The 18,825-nt window shown below is 35.2% G+C and carries 19 protein-coding genes and 1 tRNA gene; 1 reads left to right on the forward strand and 19 read right to left on the reverse strand.

Annotated features, from left to right (window positions below; all coding sequences use genetic code 11):
• Positions 1-19 precede the first annotated feature (19 nt).
• The 17 genes from AC4BC5_RS02555 to rpoN all read right to left on the reverse strand — a co-directional run bounded on the left by AC4BC5_RS02555 (position 20) and on the right by rpoN (position 16,656).
• Positions 20-562 carry a F0F1 ATP synthase subunit delta gene (locus AC4BC5_RS02555; RefSeq protein ID WP_490496610.1) on the reverse strand — a complete coding sequence of 181 codons (543 nt, stop codon included), beginning with the start codon at positions 560-562 and terminating at the stop codon, positions 20-22.
• The gene (atpF, locus tag AC4BC5_RS02560) at positions 549-1,079 is read right to left on the reverse strand and encodes a F0F1 ATP synthase subunit B (RefSeq protein WP_490496611.1); all 531 of its coding nucleotides are present in this window, start codon (positions 1,077-1,079) and stop codon (positions 549-551) included. The genes AC4BC5_RS02555 and atpF overlap by 14 nt, the downstream gene beginning before the upstream one ends.
• Before the next feature lie 99 nt (positions 1,080-1,178).
• Positions 1,179-1,388, reverse strand: coding sequence for an ATP synthase F0 subunit C (atpE, locus tag AC4BC5_RS02565; protein WP_016174576.1), 210 nt, complete (start codon positions 1,386-1,388; stop codon positions 1,179-1,181).
• A gap of 33 nt (positions 1,389-1,421) precedes the next feature.
• Positions 1,422-2,141, reverse strand: coding sequence for a F0F1 ATP synthase subunit A (gene atpB / locus AC4BC5_RS02570; protein ID WP_490496612.1), 720 nt, complete (start codon positions 2,139-2,141; stop codon positions 1,422-1,424).
• Between the two features lie 303 nt (positions 2,142-2,444).
• On the reverse strand, positions 2,445-2,903 hold the full coding sequence (gene smpB, locus AC4BC5_RS02575) for an SsrA-binding protein SmpB (RefSeq protein WP_490496613.1): 459 nt from the start codon (positions 2,901-2,903) through the stop codon (positions 2,445-2,447).
• A gap of 24 nt (positions 2,904-2,927) precedes the next feature.
• Positions 2,928-5,276: a ribonuclease R gene (gene rnr / locus AC4BC5_RS02580; RefSeq protein ID WP_490496614.1), complete on the reverse strand. Its 2,349-nt coding sequence runs from the start codon at positions 5,274-5,276 to the stop codon at positions 2,928-2,930.
• Positions 5,277-5,280: 4 nt separating this feature from the next.
• On the reverse strand, positions 5,281-6,030 hold the full coding sequence (locus AC4BC5_RS02585) for an alpha/beta hydrolase (protein ID WP_490497489.1): 750 nt from the start codon (positions 6,028-6,030) through the stop codon (positions 5,281-5,283).
• Between the two features lie 92 nt (positions 6,031-6,122).
• Complete coding sequence (gene secG, locus AC4BC5_RS02590) at positions 6,123-6,362, reverse strand: preprotein translocase subunit SecG (RefSeq protein ID WP_490496615.1); 240 nt, start codon at positions 6,360-6,362, stop codon at positions 6,123-6,125.
• 367 nt (positions 6,363-6,729) lie between these two features.
• Positions 6,730-7,755, reverse strand: coding sequence for a linear amide C-N hydrolase (locus AC4BC5_RS02595; RefSeq protein WP_490496616.1), 1,026 nt, complete (start codon positions 7,753-7,755; stop codon positions 6,730-6,732).
• Between the two features lie 615 nt (positions 7,756-8,370).
• A complete protein-coding gene (locus AC4BC5_RS02600) occupies positions 8,371-8,673 on the reverse strand; it encodes a hypothetical protein (RefSeq protein ID WP_490496617.1) in 303 nt (100 codons plus the stop codon).
• Between the two features lie 72 nt (positions 8,674-8,745).
• Positions 8,746-9,129 carry a recombinase family protein gene (locus tag AC4BC5_RS02605; RefSeq protein WP_490496618.1) on the reverse strand — a complete coding sequence of 128 codons (384 nt, stop codon included), beginning with the start codon at positions 9,127-9,129 and terminating at the stop codon, positions 8,746-8,748.
• 374 nt (positions 9,130-9,503) lie between these two features.
• On the reverse strand, positions 9,504-10,805 hold the full coding sequence (gene eno, locus AC4BC5_RS02610; protein WP_490496619.1) for a surface-displayed alpha-enolase: 1,302 nt from the start codon (positions 10,803-10,805) through the stop codon (positions 9,504-9,506).
• A gap of 110 nt (positions 10,806-10,915) precedes the next feature.
• Complete coding sequence (tpiA, locus tag AC4BC5_RS02615) at positions 10,916-11,671, reverse strand: triose-phosphate isomerase (RefSeq protein WP_490496620.1); 756 nt, start codon at positions 11,669-11,671, stop codon at positions 10,916-10,918.
• A gap of 68 nt (positions 11,672-11,739) precedes the next feature.
• Positions 11,740-12,930 carry a phosphoglycerate kinase gene (locus AC4BC5_RS02620; protein WP_490496621.1) on the reverse strand — a complete coding sequence of 397 codons (1,191 nt, stop codon included), beginning with the start codon at positions 12,928-12,930 and terminating at the stop codon, positions 11,740-11,742.
• 97 nt (positions 12,931-13,027) lie between these two features.
• Positions 13,028-14,029 (reverse strand): type I glyceraldehyde-3-phosphate dehydrogenase, encoded by a 1,002-nt coding sequence (gene gap / locus AC4BC5_RS02625; RefSeq protein WP_490496622.1) that lies wholly within the window; start codon positions 14,027-14,029, stop codon positions 13,028-13,030.
• A gap of 39 nt (positions 14,030-14,068) precedes the next feature.
• A complete protein-coding gene (locus AC4BC5_RS02630; protein ID WP_490496623.1) occupies positions 14,069-15,106 on the reverse strand; it encodes a sugar-binding transcriptional regulator in 1,038 nt (345 codons plus the stop codon).
• A gap of 233 nt (positions 15,107-15,339) precedes the next feature.
• Positions 15,340-16,656, reverse strand: coding sequence for an RNA polymerase factor sigma-54 (gene rpoN, locus AC4BC5_RS02635; protein WP_490496624.1), 1,317 nt, complete (start codon positions 16,654-16,656; stop codon positions 15,340-15,342).
• 56 nt (positions 16,657-16,712) lie between these two features.
• Between rpoN and AC4BC5_RS02640 the strand changes: the two genes are divergently transcribed.
• Positions 16,713-16,784: transfer RNA gene (locus AC4BC5_RS02640), tRNA-Arg, on the forward strand.
• Between the two features lie 905 nt (positions 16,785-17,689).
• Here AC4BC5_RS02640 and rpoE read toward each other — a convergent pair.
• Complete coding sequence (gene rpoE / locus AC4BC5_RS02645; protein WP_490496625.1) at positions 17,690-18,292, reverse strand: DNA-directed RNA polymerase subunit delta; 603 nt, start codon at positions 18,290-18,292, stop codon at positions 17,690-17,692.
• A gap of 86 nt (positions 18,293-18,378) precedes the next feature.
• Positions 18,379-18,813 carry a YwiB family protein gene (locus AC4BC5_RS02650; protein ID WP_490496626.1) on the reverse strand — a complete coding sequence of 145 codons (435 nt, stop codon included), beginning with the start codon at positions 18,811-18,813 and terminating at the stop codon, positions 18,379-18,381.
• Positions 18,814-18,825 lie beyond the last annotated feature (12 nt).

Genomic DNA, 18,825 nt, shown 5'->3' on the forward strand with positions numbered 1-18,825 from the left:
TCACCTCTTACTGTTTGTATTATTTGCGTAATTCTTTTCGCAAATATTCTAAACGGCTTCTAATACTCCCATCAATGATATGATGATTGGCTTCAACAATCACACCACCAAGTATGTTGGGATCAACTTGTTCCGTTAGCTCTGCTTTTTGATAGCCTAATTGTTTGGCTATTTTTTGAGTTAGTTTCACTTTTTGTTCGTTTGTAAGTGGTACCGCTGTGGTTACACTTCCTAAAACAATATTTTTACTATCATTGAATAATCTCTCATATTCATCGATAATTAATAGCATGTCGTACATACGATTATATTGATAGATAACTTCTAAAGCATCGCGAACGATTCCATCGAAACCTTTTACAAGATTATCCATTACGTTACGTTTTTCGTTTAAATCTAATCGAACGTCACTTAATAAGTCTCCTAATTCAGGGATATCTTCAAATATTTGTCGTAGTTTCAATAACTCATTGTACACGTCTTCGGCTTGTTGAGATTCGACCGCCAATTCAAATAACGCTTTGCCGTAACGTTTAGCAACGGTAATTTTATCTAGTTTCATTGGTTGTTCCTAATCCATCAATACATTGATCAATCAATGCTTTATGAGAATCTAGAGATAGTTCTTGATTTAAGATTTTTTCTGCAATTTGAAGAGAAAGATCAGCTACTTCATCTTTCACAGATGATAACGCAGCTTGACGCTCATTAACGATGTCATTGTGCGCTTTGTCCTTCATCTGAGTGACTTCTGCTTCGGCATCTTTCAAAATTGTTTGGCGGCTTGATTCTCCACTATCTCGTGCATTTTTTATAATCTCGGCAGCTTCAGTTTGAGAATTTGCCAAGTGCATTTGACGTTCTTCTTCTAGTTTTGCTGCTTCAATCCGAGATTTTTCTGCTGAATCTAAATCATTCGCAATCTTATCTTCCCGTTTTTTCATGATTGCTGCGATGGAGTCCCATGCAAAAATCTTCAAAAGCACAAGCAAGAGAACAAATGAGCCTGTAACAACAACAAAATTACTGATCATTGTATTATGCACTTCTGCCGATGACAGAACCAAGTGATTTAGCATATACTGTAACTCCTTTACTTGAAATTTTGTTTCTTGTAAATACACTTCATGTGTCACAAAAAAAGCAGAAGATTTATAACTTCTGCTTTATTTGGTGTCTTATAAAACAAGAAGTAAAGCAATAACAATACCCAAGATTGGCACAGCTTCGATAAACGCCATACCTAAAATCATTGTTGAACGTAATTCTTTTGCCATTTCTGGTTGGCGAGCCATTGATTCCAATGCTTGTTTAACAACTTGTGAGTTACCATAAGCTGCTCCTAGAGCTGATCCGATAATTGCCATTCCTGCTGCGATAAATTCCATAATATTTCTTCCTCCTAAAATATAAACAATATGTTAGTGTTCTACGTCAATTTTGTGACTTAAAAATACCATTGTTAATGTAACAAATACATAAGCTTGAATTCCTCCAATGAATAAGGAGAACCCAATCCAAGTCATTTCTAATGGGATAGCTAGTGGTAACGCGATCCAACCCAGATTATTTACCATAGAAACAATCAAACTTAAAAGAACTTCACCTGCAAAAATATTTCCGTACAAACGTAATCCTAAACTAATTACATTAGTGAATTCTTCTAACAATTTAATTGGCAAAATGATACTCACGGGCGTTAAAAAGGAATTTTTAATATACCCTTTTAATCCTAGCTTTTTGACTCCTAAGAAGTTAGTTAATACGATAACCATAAAAGCCAAACTTAACGTCACGATTGGATCAGCTGTGGGGCTTTTCCATAAGCTGACTTCATGATTGGTCACAATTTTAGTAACTAGACCAATTTCATTAGCAATCAAAATAAAGAAAAACAAGGTAAAGGCCAAAAAATGATAGTTGTTAACTTCGTTTTTAGGTAATTGATCAGAAGCAATTCCTCTCACAAAGTCAATGACGTATTCAATAAAATTTTGTTTTCCTTTTGGCTTCATCTGTAAATTGCGAGTACAAACAAAGACAATCGAAAATACGATGATGCACGTAAGTAGTGTCATCAAAATAACTGTCCCATCAAACCATACCGGCCCTATCTGAAACAGTAGTGAACGTTCTTCCAATATTCTCACCTCTCTTCCTATAGTCTTCTACGCTATGACATAAACGCTTGTGCATTTTTGTTCATAGTTTACTTAACAATCGGTATCATACCACCGTAGAAGAAAAATTTCAAAGCATTTTCAGCAAAAACTAGACAAAATGCCTTATTTGAAAAACGAATAGAAAATCCACGTTGTTATAAATTTAGTAATGATATACCAACTTATCATTGAAACCCTTAACGCTTTCACTTTCGTTTGAGTAAATAGTATCATATTTCTTGTGCAATAGAAATCAAATTCCTACTAAAATAACAAGAAATGTCAGAAGTTTTTGATTACTCTCTGCAATTGACGGTCTTGATCTTTACGCTTCAAAGTTTCACGTTTATCATAATCTTTTTTCCCTTTAGCTAAGCCAATTAGAACCTTTGCATAACCATCTTTAATGTAAACTTTCAGAGGGACGATAGTCATCCCTGTGTTTTTCGTTTCGCCGATTAATTTCGCAATTTGTTTTTTATGCAACAATAATTTACGCGTACGCAAAGGGTCATGGTTAAAAATATTTCCTTGCTCATACGGACTAATATGCACATTATAAAGAAATGCCTCACCATTACGAATTCGTACAAAACCATCTTTTAGATTGATACGGCTGTTACGGATAGATTTAATTTCTGTCCCTTGTAAAACAATACCTGCCTCGATTGTATCAACAATCGTATAGTCATGTCTTGCTTTTCTATTTTGCGCAATTAGCCTTCCTTCACCTTTTGGCATCCTCTTACCTCCATTTACTTACAGTTATTTTCCCTTCTTTTTGGCCACGCCTTTATAAAAAGGTGCTTTTTTTCCTTTTTTTGGTTTTCCTTTAGGTCGTTGATTTTTTTTCGGTTTGTGTTCTTTTTTATTTTTATGATTCATAGCATCGTTTTCTTTTGGTTTACGACGACGTTGATGACGATTTTGTTCTCTTTGTAAGCTTTCTGTTTCTTCCGCCTCAACTAATTCAAAATCGATTTCTCTTGTTTCAGGATCAGCTTTAACTACGCGAATACGTACTTTTTGACCAATTTTAAATGTCATGCCTGTCCGCTCGCCAACCAATGCTAAATGCGATTCTAAATAATGGAAATAATCTTGTTTTAAGTCATTGATATGAATTAATCCTTCAATAGTATTGGGCAATTCAACAAATATTCCAAATTTCACTACAGAACTAATAATCCCTTCAAATTCTTCGTCAATATGATCTGCCATAAATTCAGCTTTTTTCAAAGCATCTACCTCTCGCTCTGCATCAACAGCTCGACGTTCCATTTGTGAACTATGGACAGCTATATCTGGTAATTTTTCTGCCCAAATCGCTTGCGTTTCTTCAGAAATATCTTGCGCATAAGCACGAATCAAACGATGCACAATTAAATCCGGGTAACGACGAATTGGTGAAGTAAAATGAGTGTAATCCTCTGCAGCCAATCCATAATGACCATAATTATTCTCAGAATATTTTGCTTGTTGCATACTACGCAACAGCATCGTGTTAATCACCATTGCTTCTGGTCGCTCTGCGGTATCTTCAACAATCTGTTGTAAATCCTTTGGGGTAATTGAACCTTTTGTTTGCTTGACAATAATTCCTAATGCTGAAGCAAAGTCAAAGAAACGACGGAGTTTTTCTTCTTTAGGATCTTCATGAATTCGATAAATAAATGGCAAGTGACGTTCATTAAAGTGTCGAGCAATTGTTTCATTTGCTGCTAGCATGAAGGATTCAATTAATCGTTCACCAATCCCTCTTTTACGTAAAATAATATCTAAAGGGTGTCCGTCACTATCTACTAACACTTTTGCTTCATTATCTTCAAAAGATACCGCCCCACGACGAGTGCGCATAGCTTCTAAAATATGATGTAACTCGCCCATTTCTTGAAACATTGGCACTAATTCTTGATAACGAGCCATTATTTCTGGATCTTGCTCTTCTAATATCTGATTAACCGCTGTATAAGTCATTCGTTCTGTTGTTTGAATGATACTTTGGAAAATCTCATGTGAGACAACCTGCCCTTGATCAGTAATTTCCATTTCACAGCTCATTGCCAAGCGAGGAACTTTAGGATTCAACGAACAAATACCATTTGATAAACGTTGTGGCAACATCGGAATTACTCGATCAGTTAAATACACACTTGTACCTCGCTCAAATGCTTCTTTATCTAATTGACTATCTGTGGTTACATAATATGAAACATCTGCAATATGAACGCCTAAAAAGTAATTACCATTCGTTAGTTTACGTACAGTCACAGCATCATCTAAATCTTTAGCATCCTCCCCATCAATCGTGACAATCATTTGAGCACGCAAGTCACGACGTTCTGGAAATTTACTAGGATCAATTGAATCTGGTACGGCATCTGCTTCTGCTAATACTTCGTTGGGAAACTGGGTTGGAATTCCATTAGCAATCACGATAGACAAAATATCCATCCCTGGATCATTTTTGTGTCCTACAACTTGTTTTACTATGCCTTCTAAACTTGTAGCGTATCCTTTTTCTGGATAATGAGTAATTTCAACCACTACAATGCTACCGTCAACGGGACGAACGCCTTCTGCTGCGACATAGACCTTTAATTCTTCCAATTTCTTATCTTTTGGTTTTACTACACCATATAAATCAGTTTCAGCAACCTCTTCTTCTTGGAAAGCTGTAAACTCTCCAACTACTTGTGTTGCTTGACGTTGGCGAACTTCTACGACTTTACCTTCTGCTCCACGATCGCTAAATGGGTCCGCAGGTTTAATAATATCAATCGCAACGATGTCTCCATCCATCGCATATCCAGTTGCTTCTTTTGGGATAAAGATATCTTCTTCTTCTGGATCAATCGTGACAAAACCAAACCCACGGCTATTTGCACGGAAAGTTCCTTCAACGACTATTTGTTGTTGAGGAAGTTTAATCTTCCCTTTTTTATTGAAAACAATCAATTTTTCTCTTTCCATCATCGCAACTGTTTGTACAAGTGCTTTAAAATCTTCACTTTTTTGTAATTCAAGATTCTCAGCTAGTTCTTCCATCGAAAAACTTTTTTTACGACTTTGTTCCATAAAGAGCAAAACTTTTGTTTTTATGGTTTCTTTCATTTATTTATTCCTCATTCCAAGACAAGCTTTCAATAAAAGCTAATACGTCTTTTTCAAATTCTTTTCTTTCTTTATCTACAGTGACGACATGTCCACTCTCAGGGTACCATTGCAATGTCACCTTAGTATGTGCTAAAGCTTTTGCAGTTTCAAAGACTGTCAATGGATCAACCATCTGATCTTTACCAGCTTGTGCTAAAAAGACAGGAATACGAATATTCACTAATTTTTGACTAACTGTTTGTGCAAAGGATTCAATTGCTAGTAATTGATTGTCAGCTTCTTTAGCAATTTCAGGTAGCATAGTTCTTTGTTCTTCTGGCGTAAAATCAGAGTGACTTAAGACTTTCTCTGCATAACGAACAAAATTTTCTGGCACTTGATTTTTTGCTTTAAAAATTGGTGAGCAAAATGCACCGCCACCAACCAGCGCTTCATCTTCTAAAGTTAGAGCGCTCATTGCCATAATGCCTCCCATAGACAGACCTAAAACAGCAATTTCTTGATAGCCTTTATCTTTTAAAAATTGAATAGCTGCTTTTGTATTTTCAAACCATGTTGTAACTTCTTCTTTTAATATATCTTGGGGATTTAAAGTACCATGTCCCGCAAACATTGGCGAATATACTGTATAATTTGCACTTTCTAAATATCTGCAAAGCATACGCACATCATTCGGGCTTCCCGAATATGCATGCAGTAATAACACTGCTCTTTTTCCATGTTCTGCAAATAATTCTTTAGGTAAACTCATTTTCACTTAACAACACCTCTCTGCTTCCCATTTTAACATAGGAAAACTAAAAAAAAGAGTTTGAGATGTCATCGTCCCAAACTCTTTTTTGTTTATCTTGTTGAAGATAATAAAACTAATACAAATAATAGTATCATCCAAACAGCACCTAAAACTGCTGTTGCTCGTTGCATCACGGCTTCAAAACCGCGTGCTTTTTGTTTACCAAAAAGTTGATCCGCGCCACCCGTAAATGCACTTGCCGCACTATTTTGTTTGCTTGGCTGCATCATGATTGCAATAATTAAAATGAATGAAAGTACAATGACTACTCCTAAAATAAAATTATACACTCTAGGAACCTCCTACCCTGTTTATCGTCTCATATACTTTATCATAAATTTTATCAATTGACTAGTGGAAGTGGTTTTAAGCATTTAGTATTTTATGCCTACTTTAAGTGACAGCTATTCAACTTTGACCCTGCTTGCGCTTATTAGTACCTCCTGGATTGACTGATTCACTCATCCGAGAAAAATTAGAAATACCACACAACGCTTGGAATCCTCAACTTAAGCACTGTTCTTTACTCGCTACTTACGCATCACCTACTTGGTCATAATTGACTTATTCTCACAGTTTTATATCCAAATCAACAATCTATTTTGGGTTAATTACCTTAGAATAAAAAGTTAAATAACCATGAGTATAGGGTGTTCATTATTTATTTAAAGAATATGCATTGTTTGAAGTAACTATTTTTTCATAGGTAATACTTTCAATATTTTTATCTAATTTTTTAGTTGTAAATGCTAGTCCTACACCTGATTGAACATATAATTCTTTTTTCGTTATATTATATCCTGCCCAATATCTTGTATAATCGCTTTTTGTTGATGTATCAGAAGTATGTTCTAGTCCTCTTGGGATACATAGCGGTCTAAATGCAGCATATAACTGTGTAAATCCATCTTCACTTTCAAAAGGATCTATAAAATTTCGGATTAAAAATGCTCTGACAAAACGAGAAGGCGATGTGAAATCACCAGGCATTCCAAAAAGACCATACCCTGTTCCACCTTCTATTGGAACAATCGGATTCGAATTTTTAAATGCTGAATTTTCCTTCACAGATGTATTTTTGATACCAATATAATTTCGAATATTTACTTGATGATAATTATATTCAGGGCTATTCGCAGTAACCCCTATAAAATCATATAACTCAAATTCTCCATTGTTTACAGGTTCTAGAACTACTCCATCCCCGTCCTTATCAATAAAAGTATAATGTAACGGATATTGAATTAGCGTATTGTTAAACATATATTTTTGATCTACTTGGTAAATATTTGCATATTCATCACGTATCTCTTGAACATTTTTAAAGTTCGTTAAAATATATGCAACAAATTCTTCTCCTAAACAAGGAATTAGAGAAGAGTTTTCAGATTCTTGACTAGATTTCCACGTGGCTTCTTTTAATACTTGACAATCTCCTGAGAGACCCTTTTCGTTGACACCATCAAATATACAGCTTTCTCCTTCGGCACCAACACCTAAGACAGCATATTTCGTTTTCCAGCTAGTTAATTGACTAGGAAATTCAACCCCGGATGGAATGTTTATAATGCTTGCTGGGAATTCTATTCCTTCATCTTCACCAAACATAGGAATATCTAAATCTAAAGTTCTTCCAAAAAAAATATCTCCGTTATTTGCTGTTAAAGCTAATCCTGTACACATAAGTATTCCTCCAATTAATCAAATGATATCTTTCATCATACACCTTTCTAATTATAATTAAAAATATATTCTATATTGACAAATTATGGTCACTGAAATTATAGAAAGATACTTAATATCTAAAGCTGTTCGTTACACACTTCTTCGTGTAATCCTAACTTTCAAGTTCATTTTTTTATAATATTTCTTCAAAATTATGAATCAAAAACAGAAGATTTTCTCGAAAATTAGTATAGTATATCTCTTACCTGTTGGTAACTCAATTATGCATATTTTTTTTACAATACGAAAAAAAAATATACTCTATACCCCTATCAATATAGGTTGCTATTTCAATTTTACTAGGACAACAAATTTTCACATTTTTTAGTATTTTCTTTACTTGCTTATCTGAGAAAGTATCTATCACTTTTTATGTATCTATAATCAATCTCAAATTACTTTGTTTCGAATGCATAATCAAAAAATTGAGGAATAATCCTTTGATACATTAAAGCTATTATATTATTTGTGTAAAAACGCCAACCTATTATAGCTTTCAAAAACTAATCTCACTTTTTAGAGTCTTTTAACCCCCTACACTAACAACAAATCGATTCTTTTTTTAATTAAATTTTACATTTTTTCAATGATTTTATCTAAATATCTCTCAAACAATTCATCTTCAACATAGAATAAATCCTTTACGTACTGTTGATTACTTGCTTCATCAACAAAACGATAATCTACTTTTAATACTTCTTTAGTAAAACTCTCATTCAAGTTGAACATAAATTGTTGAAATCGTTGCTCATTATCTGTTGCTTTCCAAATAATCAAAAGTTTTTCTAATATTTCTTGAGTACGTCTTTCAATCTCCTCACCTTTACCTAGCTTGTTTATAGCATCCTCTAATATTTCGTCGATATCCTCATTCATTTTCAATTCCTCCTTCTACTTCCAATCTATTCTTCATAGCATAAGATATATTAACTTTCTCTGCTATATTTTTCACTGTTTCGCCTTTATCAAGGGAACCATAAACAAGTTTCTCAGCACCCTTTGCATCTCTATGATACTTAATTGGTCTTCCTTTATATAAATACCCTCTCGTTGTCTTTCTTTAATCTTATTACGTTCTAACTCAGCAATACAAGAGAATACCTCTATAACAAGGTTTGTCAGTAAATCTCTTAACTTTGGTTCACTTACACCGGAAAAGGTAAGTATATCTAGTATCTCTATGTTAGCTCCTTTATTTGCTATCTCTTGCAATAGTTCTTTGATATCTCGGTTTGTTTCTTCCAAGCTTGTTATAACGACTGTATCACGCTCTCTGTTGAACGACAACATATTATTCAATTCAGTTCGATTCGTTATGTTCTTACCTGACATCTTTTCTTTAAATACTTTTAGTTCTGCCCCATCTATATCATTCTTCTACCAATTCAATATAAATTGTTCTTGTCTAACTAAATTCTAATTTGACGTTGCGATTCTTAAACATGCTACATACATTAACCTTACCTCCTAGTATTTTAAATGTAATCGAAACACAATTAATAGTTAACCCATAGGATACAAAAATACCATCTCTATAATTTTTAGTGTTGGTATAAATTACCAGCACTCTTTTTTATGTGTATTGAAAACCCACAGCTTAGCCAGGAATTTTCAATACACACAAAAAAACACCCTCCAGCAGTAGCTAGAGAGTGTTACATTCAAACAGTTTTAAAACAATTAGAATAAGCTTTATTTACTTAAAATTATTTGTTTTTTAAGTTGTAGAAAGATTTCAAACCTTTGTACTCAGCTACTTCACCTAATTGGTCTTCAATACGTAATAATTGGTTGTATTTAGCAATACGGTCAGTACGTGAAAGAGAACCAGTTTTGATTTGGCCAGCATTAGTTGCAACAGCGATGTCAGCGATTGTTGAATCTTCTGTTTCACCAGAACGGTGAGATACAACTGCAGTGTAGCCAGCTTCTTTAGCCATTTCGATAGCTTCAAAAGTTTCAGTTAAAGTACCAATTTGGTTAACTTTGATTAGGATTGAGTTACCAATACCTTGATCGATACCTTTAGCTAAAATTTCAGTGTTTGTTACGAATAAATCGTCACCAACTAATTGAACTTTGTCGCCTAAACGTTCAGTTAATAGTTTCCATCCATCCCAGTCATTTTCATCCATACCGTCTTCGATAGTGATGATTGGGTATTTGTTAACTAATTCTTCTAAGTAGTCAACTTGTTCAGCAGCAGTACGTTTCGCTCCGCCTTCACCTTCGAATTTAGCATAGTTGTATACGCCGTCTTCGTAGAATTCAGAAGATGCACAGTCAAATCCTAAGAATACATCTTTACCTGGTTCCAAGCCCACAGCTTTGATTGCTTCTAAGATTGTTTCAACACCGTCTTCAGTGCCTTCAAATTTAGGTGCAAATCCACCTTCGTCACCTACAGCAGTTTCTAAACCGCGAGATTTCAAAATTTTAGCTAAAGCGTGGAATACTTCTGCACCCCAACGTAATGCTTCTTTAAATGTTGGTGCACCAACTGGTAAAATCATGAACTCTTGGAATGCGATAGGAGCATCTGAGTGAGATCCACCATTGATGATGTTCATCATTGGAGTTGGTAAAACTTTAGTGTTGAATCCGCCTAAGTAGTGGTATAAAGGCACTTCTAGGTAGTCAGCAGCAGCACGAGCTACGGCAATAGAAACACCAAGAATAGCATTCGCACCTAATTTACCTTTGTTAGGAGTTCCATCTAATTCGATCATTGCTTTATCGATAGCCATTTGATCACGAACATCGTAACCAATGATAGCTTCAGCAATAACGTTATTTACATTATCAACAGCTTTAGATACCCCTTTACCTAAATAACGATCTTTGTCGCCATCACGTAATTCAACCGCTTCATGTTCACCAGTTGAAGCTCCTGAAGGAACCATACCGCGTCCAAACGCACCTGATTCAGTATAAACTTCTACTTCGATTGTTGGGTTACCACGTGAGTCTAAGACTTCGCGAGCGTAAACATCAGTAATAATTGACATGTTTTGTCTCTCCTTTGAGTTTGTTTTATCGTAAGGGCTATCCCTTGTGATACTTCTATTTTAATGAATTTTAAGCAATACTGCAAATAAAATTCGAAAATGAAACCGAATTATTTTACAGCGTCTAATAAAGCTAGGAATGAATCTGTTTGCAAGCTTGCGCCACCTACTAAAGCTCCATCAACATTTTCTTTCGCCATGTATTCAGCGATATTTTCTGGCTTAACAGAACCACCGTATTGAATGCGAACTTTTGCAGCTACATCGCCACCATAAAGTTTTTCAACAGTTTGGCGTACAACACCACAGATATCATCTGCGATTGTCGCATCAGCAGATTTACCAGTACCGATTGCCCAGATTGGTTCATAAGCAATGACTAAATTACTTACTTGTTCATCTGTTAAATCAGCTAAACCAGCAGTGATTTGTCCTTCGATCCATTCAGCAGTTTTTCCTGCTTCATATGTTTCTAGAGACTCACCACAACAAAGAATAGGTGTCATACCATTTGCAAAAATAGCTTTTGCTTTTTTGTTGATCTCTTCATCAGTTTCATGGAAGTACTCACGACGTTCTGAATGACCAATGATGACATAGTCCACACCTAAGTCTGCTAAGGCAGCTGGTGAAGTTTCACCTGTGAATGCTCCTGAGTTTTCCCAGTAGCAGTTTTGAGCAGAGATTTTTAAATCAGTTCCTTTTGCAGCATCTACTAAAGTTTCTAAAAATAGAGCTGGAGAACCAATAACTGAATCTACTTTGTCATTACTAGGGATATTATTTTTTACAGCTTCTGCAAAAGCTTTTGCTTCAGATGCTGTTAAGTTCATTTTCCAGTTACCTGCGATAATAGGTTTACGCATTTATATGACACTCCTTTTTCAATTTGTTCATTCATAGAAAGGGCTCTTTCTATGAATGAAAAGAACAATTATTTATCGTTGATTGCTGCCAAGCCAGGTAATTCTTTACCTTCTAATAATTCTAAACTTGCGCCACCACCAGTAGAAATATGAGTAAATTTATCTGCAAAGCCTAATTGTTCAGCTGCTGCTGCAGAATCTCCTCCACCGATAATTGTTGTTGCGTCTTTTAAGTTTGCAATTGCTTCACAAACACCAATTGTACCATTAGCAAAATTAGACATTTCAAACACACCCATAGGACCGTTCCAAACAACTGTTTTCGCATCTTTTAAGATATCGCTAAATAATTCAACTGTTTTAGGACCAATATCTAAGCCCATTTGATCTACTGGCACGTCACCTTCATGAACTTCAGTTGGTACATCGTTAGAAAATTCAGCAGCTGTCACTGAATCAACTGGTAATACTAATTTATCGCCAGCTTTTTCAATTAACGCTTTTGCCAAATCAACTTTGTCAGCTTCAACTAATGATTTACCAATTTCAATTCCTTTTGCACGATAGAATGTATAAGTCATCCCACCACCGATAAGAATTTTATCTGCTTTTGGAATTAAGTTTTCGATAACACCAATTTTATCTGAAACTTTTGCGCCACCTAGAATTGCCACCATTGGACGTTTAGGTTCTTCAACTGCTTCACCGATAAATTTGATTTCTTTTTCCATTAAGAATCCAGCTACTGTTGGAATTCCTGTTGAAGCAATTCCTACGTTAGAAGCATGTGCACGGTGAGCTGTACCGAACGCATCGTTTACAAATACGTCACCTAATGATGCCCAGTATTTACCTAATTCAGAATCATTTTTGCTTTCTTTTTTACCATCTACATCTTCAAAACGTGTGTTTTCAAAGACAACTACGCCACCGTCTTCTAAGTTGTTGATTGCAGCTTCTAATGCTTCACCACGAGTTTCAGGAACGAATGTTACTTCTTTACCAAGTAATTCGCCTAAACGATCTGCAACAGGTGCTAAAGATTTACCAGCTTTATCTTCTTCTGTTTTTACACGTCCTAAGTGAGAAAATAGAATTGCTTTTCCACCTTGGTCTAATACATAGTTGATTGTTGGCAAAGCCGCTTTAATACGTGTATCATCAGTAATTACACCATCTTTTAATGGAACATTAAAATCAACACGAACAAGAACTTTTTTACCTTTTAAATCAATATCTTGTACAGTCTTTTTAGCCATGAAATTGCCTCCTAATATGGGTCTTTCTCTTTAAAAAAAGCGGAGAAGCGCGTCGCTTCCCCGCTTTGATACTGCCAATTTTGATAATTAGATTATCTTATAAATTAGCGAAGTATTCTAAAGTACGAACTAATTGTGCAGTGTATGACATTTCGTTATCATACCATGAAACAGTTTTAACTAATTGTTTGTCGCCAACTGTCATTACACGAGTTTGAGTAGCATCGAATAATGAACCGAAAGTCATACCTACGATATCAGAAGAAACGATTTCGTCTTCAGTATAACCGTAAGATTCGTTAGCAGCTTTAGCCATCACTTCATTGATTTCATCAACAGTCACTTGTTTGTCTAAAACAGTTACTAATTCAGTTAATGAACCAGTAGCAACAGGAACACGTTGAGCAGCTCCGTCTAATTTACCGTTCAATTCTGGAATTACTAAGCCGATAGCTTTAGCAGCACCAGTTGAGTTAGGAACGATGTTTGCAGCAGCCGCACGAGCACGACGGAAGTCACCTTTAGGGTGTGGTCCATCAAGAGTCATTTGGTCACCAGTGTAAGCGTGGATAGTTGTCATTAAACCTTCAACAACGCCGAAGTTATCGTTTAATGCTTTAGCCATAGGAGCTAAGCAGTTTGTAGTACATGAAGCACCAGAGATAACTGTTTCTTCGCCTGTTAAGATTTCATGGTTTGTGTTGTAAACGATTGTTGGTACATCGTCTCCACCAGGAGCTGAGATAACAACACGTTTAGCGCCTGCAGTCAAGTGTTTTTCAGCAGCAGCTTTTGATGTAAAGAAACCAGTACATTCTAGAACGATATCTACGCCTAGATCGCCCCATGGTAATTCTTCAGGGTTGCGGTTAGCTAAAACTTTCACTTCTTTACCATTTACATTGAAAGAACCTTCGTGAACTTCAACAGTACCGTTGAAACGTCCTTGAGTTGTATCATATTTTAACAAGTGTGCTAACATTTTAGCATCTGTTAAGTCGTTGATTGCAACCACTTCGATTCCTTCTACATCTTGGATACGACGGAAAGCTAAGCGTCCGATACGTCCAAATCCATTAATACCTACTTTAACTGTCATTTAAGATTTCCTCCTTATGAAAATCAAAAAAATTTTATTTTAAAGGGTTGCCCCTCTTAAAATCTCATTTGCTGCAGCTTCATCTGTGATGAGCCACGTTTGTTTTGGTGCATTTTTCATATAAGCATGAATCGCTTTTGCTTTGCTTCTCCCACCAGCTATGGCGAATACGTAAGGGATATTCTGTAAGTCTCTTAATTGTAAACCTATCCGTGGGATTTTGTAAACGACTTGCCCTTCTTCATCGAAAAAATAACCAAATGATTCAGCTACTGCATTTTTACGTTTTAACATAAAAATCTCTTCTTCAGTCATTTTTCGCCGGGCAGCCATATGCAAGGCTTTTCCGATACTGTGGATGACACAGTTTGCTTCGCTTATTAAGTTTAGAACTTCTAAAATAGAAGGTTCTTGCATCAGTGAATTATATGTAGCGGTGCTTAATTGCTCTGGTACATATAAAGCACGATATTTTCCGTTGGTTTGAATTGCCATTTCAGCACTCACAGAATTTGCTTGTACACTAACAGCCTCTCCAATACCACCTCTAGCAGGTACGAATAAATTTTCTCGTTGTTCCGTTTCTAAGTTAGAAAGCTCGCTTGCAACTTGTGCCATAGTGGTTCCACCCATTACTGCAATAATGTTTTTCCCAGTTGGCAAATTTTCGTCCAATGCTTCGTTAAGAAGGTGCCCAAACTCGCTGATTACTTTTACTTGCTGATCGCTATCTCCACCTGTAATGAGGCAACGAGAGATACCAAAGTAACTAGCTAATCGCTTTTCAATCTGGTGCATTTCAAATAATTGGTCCATTGTACTCCCTAATTGATTATAAACATCTTCGCCCCTAGGCGTTAACATCATGCCACTTTTTGAAGCTTCAATCAATTTCAGTCGTTTCAATACATCCGTTTCTGTCCGCAACACACGCTCCGTCAAATCTAAACTCTCTGCCAACGTACGTCGACCAATCGGTTGCATCCAGTAAATATTTTGCAAAATTCGGTATCTTTCTTGAAGAACCGTCAAAATATCTGGAGCAATAGCTTCAATCAATTTTATTTCATCAAGCATATGCAACCTCCGTTGGACATTTTTTGTCCTAGATAGACTTAATATGACCCATGTGTTGTAAAAAAAAGCGAATTTACTTTTCAGTACCAATTCCTTACAAAAATAATTTTAGCATGTTCTTTTTTATTTATCAACTAATACTCAAAGAAAAACACAAAAATTACTTATTTTCCTGAATTCATCACAAAAAACAAAGGAATTTCACAAAAAAGTCATGAAACCCCTATCAGTGCTCATTTTTCATCGTACCGTTTACGTTTAGCCGACGATGGAATTTTTAATAAATCGCGATATTTCGCAACAGTTCTTCGTGAAATGTCTATTCCTTCTTCACTCAAAAGATCAACTAATTTTTGATCAGATAACGGTTTAACTTTATTTTCTGAATCCACTAATTTTTGCAAACGATGCTTGACATCAGTTGTCGAGTGCTCTCCTTCACCAGAAGATAATTTTTGACTAAAGAAATGCTTTAACTCAAAAACCCCAAAATCTGTCTCCAAATACTTGCCATTAACAGCTCGACTGACAGTTGATTCATGAATAGCTAATTCTTCTGAAATATCTTTTAAGATTAATGGTTTAATAGGGTGCTCTTTTTTTAAAAAGAATTCTTGTTGTCGTTCAACAATCGCTTTTCCCACATTATAAATAGTATCTCCGCGTTGTTCGACGGTTTTTTTCAACCATTCAAAAGCTTGCTGTTTTTCTTTAAGATAGTTTAATACTTCTACATCGCCACTTTGCTTCATTTGTTCAAAGTAATTTTGCTGAAACTTGATTTCGGGCATCCCGCTGCGGTTAGACAAAACTGTCACTTGTTGTTCTTCAACTTTAACAGTTAAATCAGGAATGATATACAAGCCTTCTGTTGAACCAAACACTGCGCCTGGGGTAGGGGTTAATGTTTGAATATAATCAAATACTTTTTGCACATCTGTTAAAGAGATGGCTAATTTTTTAGTGATACTTTCCCATTTTCGTTCAACTAATTCCGTGAAGTATTCTTCTAATATTAAATAAGCAATTTCTGGCGCATAATTGTCTCGCTCAGTCTGTAACATCAAACATTCCTGTAGATTTCTAGCACCTACGCCCGCTGGCTCTAATTGCTGAATTAATGTCAAAGCATCCAATAGTTGAATAGATGTCCCACCAGTTTGTTCAACCGCTTCATCCAATGCGATAGTCAAATACCCATTTAAATCAATATATTCTACTAAATAAAGAACAAGCGTCCTTAAATAAGTATCACGATAATTCAAATGAATTTGATCAATTAAATGTTCAAATAATGAAATTGTCGTATCAGGAATTTGATTTAAACGAGTCATTTCTGTACCTGTTGATGTGCGTGGCTTTGAGTAGTTTGAAGTATAATTAGGTTGAATTACATCAAGTAGTGGATTCTCTAATGCTTGATTATCAATAAACTGTGTCAGTTCTTCAGTAGAAAATTGCAAAATTTGAATGGATTGCTGTAACTTTTGCGTCATAGCAAGCTTCTGTGTTTGCTTTTGCTGTTGCGAAAACTGTTGTTCAAATTTCATTTTAGATTTCCCCTTGTTTTTTTTCTTAAAGTTCGCTAAACTATGTAAAGTGTTCAGCACCTTTAGTGTAGTGGATATCACGCAAGATTCCGGTTCTTGAGACAGGGGTTCGATTCCCTTAAGGTGCGTTCGTGTAACTGATTACATTATACTTGATACTACATTAAATGGCAAAATCCTATCGACTAGTCGTTTTTGACATACAAGTAGTGGTAATTTTATTGTATGCTTTAGACATTATGATAAATGCTGTAGCAGGCGAGTTAAAAGCTAGACTCCAAATTGGAATCTAGCTTTTAATTCGCCTTACCTAATTGGAGTCATTTACAAAAGAAAATATTCAAAATAAACTCTCTGAAAGAGTGATAATTTCGGCCACTATATACGTATCATTAGCTATACTATTACTTTTAACCTTTTTCATCTAGAAACATTTTATGTACTCGTTTTATTTTCCACTACTCTTAAACGCATTATTGTTTTTAGTCCTAAGTGTAGCTTCTTACTGGTTTGTCTTAAAAACCAAAGAGAATTAATTGAACAAAATTTGATTGATGATTGAGATCTTAGACAAAATTTTTCTTTTGTTTAAAACCACTCTTTGTTTATCAAAAAAACACTAAGTCACTACACCTTTTAAAAAGAAGGCAGACAAAATCATCTATATTTTTTCAGTAATTTTCTTGAAATTCCCCGGTCATTTTCTTTTTCAAGGAAACTATGTTATACTTAGGTAACGCGAAAGATATTTTTATGCGACACTTTAATTTGTTTTTAGGAAATTTATTCACACTGGCGTAACTACAGGGTTACAAGGATGTATTAGAGGTTAGGGAATACATCGTTTAAATGAGAAATAGTTAATTTTTAGTAATAGTTATAATTGATATCAACTTTAAAATAAACATATTGATTCGTCAGATAGCCTTCTCTTTTCTAGAGAGGGCTATCGTTCATTTCCAGAGTCTTTTAATTCACATAGATAAAGAGCACCCAAAAGCTTGTTAACAAACTTTTGGGTGCTCTTTTATGATTATAATTCTTCTTCCTCATCATCAAATTCATCGTCGTCATCATCGTCAATGATTGTTAAGTCTTCTTCAATACTTCCAGGAAGCTCTTCTTCATCATCGTCATTTGTAGCGCCGATTTCTTGTAAATCAGAGTTGTATGCTGAGATTTCTTCATCTTCATCGTCATCATCAAATAAATCATCATCATCTTCTTCATCCGTTAGATCTGCATCTTCTGGATCATCATCGTTGTAGTCAATTGCATCTTCATCATCACTAATAAAGGCATTTACTTTCTTACGTTTACGACGGCGTGGTGCATCTTCGTCATCTTCGTCAATTCCATGGTTTACTTCTTCGTCAATCGAATCAATGGCATACCATGAACGTAAGCCCCAACGATTATCACCTAAAGAAATGAAACTACCATCAATGTTTAAGTCTGTATAAAACTGCGCCAATGAATCACGAATATCACTATCAGATTTTCCTAAATAGGTTTGAATCTCATTTACTAAATCTGAAAAATCCATTACATCACCTTTTTGAGATAAAATTGCATGAGCAACTTCAATCATGGATAATTCGTTTCTATTTACACCTTCAAATACATTAATTTCCAATCGGGACACGTCCTTTCACAGTCTACGTCTAATCATACAAAAATGTTTGCAAAAAAGCAATTTATTCTGATAAAAAACATCAAAAATCAAGCAGTAAATTCTAATGAGAGTTTATACTCACCGATTTTATCGCCTGCTGTAAATAAATCGTAATCAATAGACACTTTTCCAGAAGTCGGCTGGTCTTTTAAACTAAAGTGAAGATTATTGGTGTATGTACTGAAAAACATCACGCCATATGGAGTTTGATAACTCGTATCTGCTTTTTCTCGATAAACAAATTTTAAACGCAGGCGCATCTCGCCTGAACGGATTAATTGAATGGTTCCATCTGGTGAAATTTTCATTGTAACAGGAATTTCGGACTGATCCTCTTGAACTTCTTTATAACGAATATAAAGTGTATCGCCCATCTTAACAACTTGCCCAGATAATTCAAATAAAAATTCTTGTAATTCATCATTTTGAGTTACTTCAGTCTTCAAACGAATGGCAACTGGTACTCCTTTAGTTAAATCCACGTTTTCCCCTCC

It is taken from the genome of Enterococcus sp. AMC2644 (genome assembly GCF_058216475.1).